The sequence below is a fragment of the Streptomyces flavofungini genome (assembly GCF_041028215.1).
In the GTDB taxonomy this organism is placed as follows: Bacteria; Actinomycetota; Actinomycetes; order Streptomycetales; family Streptomycetaceae; genus Streptomyces; species Streptomyces flavofungini_B.
Genome location: NZ_JASKYR010000324.1, coordinates 1 through 7,715, shown reverse-complemented (window position 1 = coordinate 7,715; position 7,715 = coordinate 1). Strand labels below are relative to the sequence as shown.

7 protein-coding genes, 1 tRNA gene and 1 pseudogene are annotated in these 7,715 nt (G+C 72.0%); 4 read left to right on the top strand and 5 right to left on the bottom strand.

The genetic code is table 11. From position 1 onward, the window contains the following. Positions 1 to 63: 63 nt before the first annotated feature. From AB8Z36_RS22095 to AB8Z36_RS22085, 3 genes are all read right to left on the bottom strand, one after another. The gene (locus AB8Z36_RS22095) at positions 64 to 786 is read right to left on the bottom strand and encodes a nucleotidyltransferase family protein (RefSeq protein ID WP_369215093.1); all 723 of its coding nucleotides are present in this window, start codon (positions 784 to 786) and stop codon (positions 64 to 66) included. An 80-nt stretch (positions 787 to 866) separates the two neighbouring features. Continuing rightward, a complete protein-coding gene (locus AB8Z36_RS22090; RefSeq protein WP_369215092.1) occupies positions 867 to 1,322 on the bottom strand; it encodes a hypothetical protein in 456 nt (151 codons plus the stop codon). A 224-nt stretch (positions 1,323 to 1,546) separates the two neighbouring features. Next, a complete protein-coding gene (locus tag AB8Z36_RS22085) occupies positions 1,547 to 2,683 on the bottom strand; it encodes an ABC transporter ATP-binding protein (protein WP_369215091.1) in 1,137 nt (378 codons plus the stop codon). Between the two features lie 207 nt (positions 2,684 to 2,890). Between AB8Z36_RS22085 and AB8Z36_RS22080 the strand changes: the two genes are divergently transcribed. After that, positions 2,891 to 2,964, top strand: a tRNA-Thr gene (locus tag AB8Z36_RS22080). An 86-nt stretch (positions 2,965 to 3,050) separates the two neighbouring features. Here the strand turns inward: AB8Z36_RS22080 and AB8Z36_RS22075 are convergent. After that, positions 3,051 to 4,484: an NAD(P)/FAD-dependent oxidoreductase gene (locus tag AB8Z36_RS22075; RefSeq protein ID WP_369215090.1), complete on the bottom strand. Its 1,434-nt coding sequence runs from the start codon at positions 4,482 to 4,484 to the stop codon at positions 3,051 to 3,053. Between the two features lie 162 nt (positions 4,485 to 4,646). Between AB8Z36_RS22075 and AB8Z36_RS22070 the strand changes: the two genes are divergently transcribed. From AB8Z36_RS22070 to AB8Z36_RS22060, 3 genes are all read left to right on the top strand, one after another. Further along, entirely contained in the window at positions 4,647 to 5,465 is an 819-nt protein-coding gene (locus tag AB8Z36_RS22070; RefSeq protein WP_369215089.1) for a DsbA family protein, read from the top strand. Positions 5,466 to 5,568: 103 nt separating this feature from the next. Then, the gene (locus AB8Z36_RS22065) at positions 5,569 to 6,462 is read left to right on the top strand and encodes an aminoglycoside phosphotransferase family protein (RefSeq protein ID WP_440581967.1); all 894 of its coding nucleotides are present in this window, start codon (positions 5,569 to 5,571) and stop codon (positions 6,460 to 6,462) included. 9 nt (positions 6,463 to 6,471) lie between these two features. Further along, the gene (locus AB8Z36_RS22060) at positions 6,472 to 6,960 is read left to right on the top strand and encodes a GNAT family N-acetyltransferase (RefSeq protein ID WP_369215088.1); all 489 of its coding nucleotides are present in this window, start codon (positions 6,472 to 6,474) and stop codon (positions 6,958 to 6,960) included. Between the two features lie 41 nt (positions 6,961 to 7,001). Here the strand turns inward: AB8Z36_RS22060 and AB8Z36_RS22055 are convergent. Beyond that, positions 7,002 to 7,526: pseudogene (locus tag AB8Z36_RS22055) on the bottom strand (sterol carrier protein domain-containing protein); the annotation flags it as partial. Positions 7,527 to 7,715: the final 189 nt, after the last annotated feature.

Here is a 7,715-nt window from a genome sequence, read left to right as displayed (position 1 = left end):
GGGCCCCGCACGGACATCGTGCGGGGCCCCATGCACGTATCGACGTATGACTCCCGGGCGACGCTACGGGCGGTTCTGGGCGGCCAGTTCCTTCGCGGCCTCGGTGAGGTCCTTGGCGGTGTCGATGGCGCGCCAGTAGGCGCCCTGGGGGAGCGGGAAGCCCGCGAGGCGCTTCTCCCTGGCCAGCCTCGGGAACGTGGTGCGCTCGTGGTCGCCGAGGTCCGGCAGGAGCGCGGTGAAGGCGGCGGAGAAGACGTAGACGCCCGCGTTGATGAGGTAGGGCGACGGGGGCGCCTCGATGAAGTCGGTGATGTGGCCGAACGCGTCCGTCTCGACGGCGCCCCACGGAATGCGGGGGCGGGCCAGGGCGAGCGTCGCGGTGGCGTCCCGCTCGGCGTGGAAGGCCGCCATGTCGCGCAGCGAGAAGCGGGTCCAGATGTCGCCGTTCGTCGCGTACCACGGGCGGTCCGCGTGCGGGAGGTGGCGGGCGGCGTACTTGAGGCCGCCGCCGCGGCCGAGCGGCTCCTTCTCCACGACCGTGGTGACGTTCAGCGGGAGGTCGGCGGAGTCGAGCCACTCCTGGAGGACCTCGGCGAGATGACCGCAGGAGACGACGGCGTCCGTCACGCCTTCCTCGGCCAGCCAGGCGAGCTGATGGCCGATGATCGGAGTCCCCGTGCCGGGGATCTCGACCATCGGCTTGGGCCGGTCGTCGGTGTACGGCCGGAGGCGGGAGCCTTGGCCTCCGGCCAGGACGACGGCCTGCGTGGGGTTCTGCGTGGTCATGCCGGAACCCTACGCGGCGTACGCGGCGGCGCCGGCCGGGGCCTGGCCCGACGGGCTCCCGGGGTGCCGTGCGCGGGCGCTCAGCGGTTCTGGTGCGTGGCGACGCCCGTCGCGTACGAGGTGTCGCAGACGGGCCTGGCGTAGGACTGGGCGCGCGTCGGGCCGTACGCCTGCACGGCGGCGCGGCCGAGGGCGCGGGCGATGGACATGCAGTGCTTGGCCAGCGAGGGGTGGCGGTCCACCTCGCGCTGGAGGTGCGTGAGCGCCACGCCGGGGTTCTTCTCCTGGAGCTCAAGGAGGAGCCGGTCGCGCAGGATGTCCTGTGGCGCGCGGGACTTGGCGGGCTTGGAGAGGTCGTCGGCGGATGCGGTGAGCATCGAATCCGACGTGTTGCCCGACCAGTTGACGCTGGTGACCGCGAGGGTCCCGGAAAGCACCAGCATCACGGGCAGGACGAGGGAGAGCGTGCGGCCGATGCGGCGGGCGGGGCCCCGGTGGGCTCGGCGCTTCTGGGTGTAGTTGGCGGAGTGCGTCACGCGAGTGAGCGTAGCGCTAGGTGATGATTTGGCGACATTTAGTCACTCGGTCGAGGGATGGCGAACCGGTTATTTCTTCTGCGGTGTTGACGCGTGGTGGGTGAAATGACGGCTCTGCCGGGGTATTTGTCGACACCCTCCCGCGCTGCGGGCGACGCGTCGGGGCTGCGCCAAGGGGCCCCGCACACGTGGTGCGGGGCCCCTTGGGGAGCGGTGGTGAGGGCTCAGTCGGAGAGGCGCTCGCCGGTCGAGGTGGAGAACACGTGGGTCTCGCCCGGGCGCGGGACGACGTGCAGCTGGGCGCCCTTGTCGGGGACCGCGCGGCCGTTCACACGGACGACCAGTTCCTTGTGCTCGCCGCCGACCTCGGCGGTGCCGTAGACGTAGCCGTCGGCGCCGAGCTCCTCGACGACGTTGACCGAGACGGCGAGGCCGGCCGGGGCGTCCTCGGTCTCCTTGGAGAGGGACTTCGCGGCAGCGCCGTTCTGCTCGACGATGTCGAAGTGCTCGGGCCGGACGCCGACGGTGACGGTGCGGTCGCCGCGGTCGGCGGCGGCGCTGAGCGCCTCCCGGTTCACCGGCACGACACTGTTCCCGAACTTCACGCCGCCGTCGGTGATCGGGACCTCGACGAGGTTCATGGCGGGGGAGCCGATGAAGCCCGCGACGAAGAGGTTCGCCGGGCGGTCGTACATGTTGCGCGGCGAGTCGACCTGCTGGAGCAGGCCGTCCTTGAGCACGGCCACACGGTCGCCCATGGTCATGGCCTCGACCTGGTCGTGGGTGACGTACACGGTGGTGATGCCGAGGCGGCGCTGGAGGCTCGCGATCTGCGTACGCGTGGAGACGCGCAGCTTGGCGTCGAGGTTCGAGAGCGGCTCGTCCATGAGGAAGACCTGCGGCTCACGGACGATGGCGCGGCCCATGGCGACGCGCTGGCGCTGACCGCCGGAGAGGGCCTTCGGCTTGCGGCCGAGGTACTCGGTGAGGTCGAGGATCTTGGCGGCGTCCTCGACCTTCTGCCGGATCTCCGCCTTGTTCACACCGGCGATCTTGAGCGCGAAGCCCATGTTGTCGGCGACGGTCATGTGCGGGTACAGCGCGTAGTTCTGGAACACCATGGCGATGTCCCGGTCCTTGGGCGGCAGGTGCGTGACGTCGCGGTCACCGATGCGGATGGCGCCGGCGTTCACGTCCTCGAGCCCCGCGAGCATGCGGAGCGAGGTGGACTTGCCGCAGCCGGAAGGACCGACCAGGACGAGGAATTCGCCGTCCTCGATCTCGATGTCGAGACCGTCGACGGCGGGCTTGTCGCCACCCGGGTAGATGCGGGTCGCCTTGTCGAACGTAACTGTGGCCATGGTGCAGGCCCCCTTCACCGGCAGGAACGTGCCGGACGATCCGAGTAGAGGGAGTGGTGTAGTCCACCTGAGTGAACTGCTCGTGACCGTACCCCGAGGGCCAGTGGTCTGTCAGCAGTCGCGGTGCCCCGACCTTCGCTCCTTCGAGGAAATTTTCGACGGCCGGACCGCCGGGGTTGGTTACACTGCACGGGCACACCAGTACACGCCTCCTTAGCTCAGCTGGTCAGAGCGCCGCTCTTGTAAAGCGAAGGTCGTCGGTTCGAATCCGACAGGGGGCTCGACGCTTCACCTGGCACGACGGCCCCGCGATCTTGGATCGCGGGGCCGTCGTCGTGGGGGCCTCGGTGCTTGACGGTCGCCGCGGTCAGTGGCGGCCTGCTACCCGGTCCGCCCAGGTGGCCAGGCGGGAGGAGTCCGTGGTGTGGGTGGTGCGTTCTCGGTGGTCGGCGGCGTTGTAGGTGGCATACATGCCGTGGACGCCCAGCCAGCGGAAGGGTTCGGGTTCCCATTTGCGGACCTTGTGGTTGACCCAGGGGAGGGCCGTGAGGTCCGTGGGGCCCGCCTGGCCCGAGTCCTGCTGGACCAGGTCGCGCAGGGTGCGGGCGGCGAGGTTGGCCGTGGCGACGCCCGAGCCGACGTAGCCGCCCGCCCAGCCGAGGCCCGTCGCGCGGTCCAGGGTGACCGTGGCGCACCAGTCGCGGGGGACGCCCAGGACTCCCGACCAGGCGTGGGTCACCGGTACGCCCGTCAGTTGCGGGAAGAAGCGGGTCAGGACGGAGATGAGCGCCTCGATCGTCGGCTGCCGCGTGCGGCCGTCGTTGTCCGTTTTCGAGGCGTAGCGGTACGGGACTCCCCGGCCGCCCAGGGCGATGCGGCCGTCGGCCGTGCGCTGGGCGTACATGTAGGCGTGCGCCATGTCGCCGAGTGTCTCCCGGCCCTCCCAGCCGATCGACTCCCACTGGGACGGCGTCAGCGGGGCCGTCGCGATCATCGAGGAGTTCATGGGGAGCCAGGTGCGGCGCTGGCCCTTCAGAGATGCCGTGAAGCCCTCCGTGCAGCGCAGGACGTAAGGGGCGCGGACGGTGCCGTACGGAGTGACGGCGTGCTTGGGCTTGATCTCCGTGACCGGCGTCGACTCGTGGATCGTGACGCCGAGCGCCTCCACGGCCGCGGCCAGGCCCTTCACCAGTTTCACCGGGTGCAGACGGGCGCCGTGCGGGGTCCACGTGGAGCCGACCGCGCCGGAGACGCGGACGCGCTCGGCCGTCTCGCGGGCGCCGTGCAGGGTGCGGTCCTTCTCGCCGAAGGCGAGCTCGGCGGCGTGGAAGGCCTTCAGGCGGGCCAACTGGGCCGGGGTGTGCGCGATCTCCAGGACGCCGCCGTGGTGGATGTCCGCCTCGATGGACTCATCGGCCGCCGCGCGGATCACCTCGTCCACCGTCTCGTTCATGGCCCGCTGGAGGCGGACCGCCGCCTCGTGGCCGTGGAGTCGGGCGTAGCGGTCGCGGCCCGCGATGCCGTTGTAGAGCCAGCCGCCGTTGCGGCCGGAGGCGCCGTAGCCGCAGAACTTCTGCTCAAGGACGGTGATGCGGAGGAAGGGCGCGGCCTTCTTCAGGTAGTACGCGGTCCACAGGCCGGTGTAGCCGCCGCCGACGACGCAGACGTCCGCCGTGCTGTCGGAGGTCAGTGGTTCGCGCGCGGCGGGCAGGCCGTCGTCCGCGTACCAGAACGATATGCCGCCGTTCACCGTGCCGGGCGGGGGAGACGTGGGACCCGTCGTGTTGGTCGTGCTGCTCATGGGCGGACGTTACTGCGCAGGTGGGGAGCTTGGGCAGGGGTCGAAGGCACCGGAGGCGGGGCCGCCGCCCGCGCGGGATAGATTTTCCGGTGCCCCTGGCGGTGGCTGTCGCACGCGCCGCTTACGGGCGGTACGTGACGCACAACTGGGAGGGCTCACCTCATGGCCGTACACATAGCCGGGCGCAGGGCCGGTCGTGTCGCCACCGCCGTGGCCACGGCGGCGCTGATCGGAATGGCCGCCTCCGCCTGCGGTCCCGACGGCGGCGACGACGGGAAGAGTGACGGCGAGTCCTCCTCGGCGGCGCCCAAGGGCCCGGCGGCGTCCAAGGGCCCGGGTGAGCCGGGGAAGACGCGGGACCCCGCGGCCGGCGCCCCCGAGGCGAAGGCCCCGCCGGCCGGGAGCGAGCGGCTCGCCGAGACGCCCGCCTCGGTCAAGGGCGGCGTCATCACGGTGGGCGATCCGAAGGCCGGGCACACGGTCAAGGTCTACGAGGACGCGCGCTGCCCGTTCTGCGGAAAGTTCGAGGAGGGCGGGGCGCAGGCGCTGGTCGGGCCGGTCGCCGAGGGCAAGGTCAAGGTCGAGTACACGATCGCCTCGTTCCTCGACAAGAACCTCGGTGGCAGCGGCTCGGTGAACGCGGCGAACGCGCTGCGCGCCGCCGTGGAGGCGGGCGAGTTCCCGCAGTTCCACGCCGCCGTCTTCGCCAACCAGCCCGCGGAGGAGAGCGAGGACGCCTTCACCCCGGCCTTCCTGCTGAAGATCGCCGACAAGGTCGACGGACTGCGGGGTGACGCCTTCGACAAGGCGGTGACCAACGGTACGTACGAGAAGTGGGTCGGTCAGGCCATGGCGTCCTTCAGCGACGACGGGATCTCCGGCACGCCCACCGTCCTCGTCGACGGCAAGAAGGTCGAGGACGGCGCGGTCTACGACAAGGCCGCGTTCGCCAAGAAGCTCAAGGCGGCCGGGATCTCCTGACCGCGGCACCCTCGCCGGTGAACACCGCGGACGTGGGCGCCCCCCTGGCACGCCCCGGAAAATGCGCATGCGGTGACGCGCGCACGCGGATAGGGTCGCCGTCGTGATCGACATCCGCGACCTGCGCGTTCCCGACGGTCTGATCGAGTCGCAGCACCTGTACGCGGGCGAGGCGGGCCGCGCCTTCATCGCCGGGCTCCCCGCGCGCGTGCGGGAGTTCACCGAGCGGTGGGACCTGACGCCCGACGGCGGGCCCATGCACGGCCAGGCGGCGCTGGTCCTTCCCGTGCTGCGGGCCGACAGGACACCCGCCGTGATCAAGTTCCAGGTCCTCGACGAGGAGACCGAGGGCGAGCCGGTCGCGCTGCGGATGTGGGGCGGCGACGGGGCCGTGCGGCTCCTCGACCACGACGCGGACACCGGCACGATGCTGCTCGAACGGCTCGACGCGGGCCGCATGTTGTCCACCATGGCCGACACCCGCGAGGCCGTTCTCGTCATCGCCCGGCTGCTCGCCAGGCTGACCTCCGGGCCCGCGCCCGAGGGCATGCGACGGCTCGCGGACATCGCGGCGGAGATGGTCCAGGCGCTGCCGGACGCCCTGAAGGCCATCCCCGACCCGGCCGAGCGCGCGCTCGTCGAGCGGTGCGGCGGCGCGGTGCGCGAGGTCATGGGCGAGGCGGGGGACCGGATGCTGCACTGGGACCTGCACTTCGAGAACGTGCTCGCCTCCGAGCGTGAGCCGTGGCTCGCCATCGACCCGAAGCCGCTGGCCGGTGACCCGGGGTTCGACCTCTGGCCCGCCCTGAACAACGACTTCGAGCCGGACGAGGTGCGCTGGCGCTTCGACGCGATGACCGAGGTCCTCGGCCTCGACCGGGAGCGGGCACGGGCGTGGACGCTCGGCCGGGTTCTTCAGAACGCGCTCTGGGAGATCGAGGACGGGCGGCCGGTCGAGGCCGAGGACCTGGAACTCGCGCGGCGGCTCCTCGTCTAGCCTGCCTGCATGATCCGTACCGCCGTACCGGCCGATGTGCCCGTCATCCACGCCCTTGTCCGCGATCTCGCCACGTACGAGAAGGCGGCCCATGAGGCCGTCGCCACCGAGGAGCACCTGCACGAGGCGCTCTTCGGCGAGCGGCCCGCCGCGTACGCGCACATCGCGCTGGACGACACCTCCGGCGAGACGGTCGGCTTCGCCCTGTGGTTCCTCAACTTCTCCACCTGGCGCGGCGTGCACGGCATCTACCTGGAGGACCTCTACGTGCGCCCCGAGGCGCGCGGCGGCGGACACGGCAAGGCGCTGCTCACCGAACTCGCCCGCATCTGCGTGGAGCGGGGCTACGAGCGGCTCGAATGGTCCGTCCTCGACTGGAACGAGCCGTCGATCAACTTCTACCGGTCACTCGGGGCGCGCCCCCAGAACGAGTGGACCGTGTACCGGCTGACCGACGACGCGCTCACCGAGCTCGGCGCTCCCGCCCGGAACTCCTAGGTCCTCTGCGGAACCCCTAGGTTCTCTGCTTTCGTGACCTCCTAGAACTCGTCCACGGTGTGCGGCAGCAGGTCCGTGCGCAGGGCCGCGTCCAGGGCCGTCGCCGTGCCCGGCGTGTGCTCGCGCGCGAGACCGGCGCGGAGCAGGGCGGTGACGGTGGTGCCGCCGAGATAGCACGCCGCCAGGTCGCGGACGTCGAGGGAGAGGTCGGCGGGGTCCGTCGTCCTCTCGTACGAGCACGAGGCGGGGGACGCCGTCAGGCGGTGGCGTCCTCCGTTGGCCGGGACGCGGTCGTCGCGCACGTCGATGACGGTGTCGACGGGGGTTGCCCAGGAGCGGGCCGTGAGCGCGGCGCGCACATCGAGGAGGCGGAGCCAGAGCGCGGGGAACTCGCCCGTGACCCGCACCTGGTCGCGGTCGGCGGCGAAGAGCAGCAGCGGGTCGTCGACGGGCCGCCCCCAGGCGCGGACGAGGCCGGTCAGGTCGATCGACGCGAGATAGCGCCAGAGGGCGGCCTCGGCGGCCGGGGTGTCCGCCTGGAKGTCGTCGACCCGGACGAGGCCCCCCCCCCCCCCCCCCCCCCCCCCCCCCCCCCCCCCCCCCCCCCCCCCCCCCCCCCCCCCCCCCCCCCCCCCCCCCCCCCCCCCCCCCCCCCCCCCCCCCCCCCCCCCCCCCCCCCCCCCCCCCCCCCCCCCCCCCCCCCCCCCCCCAGGCGCGGACGAGGCCGGTCAGGTCGATCGACGCGAGATAGCGCC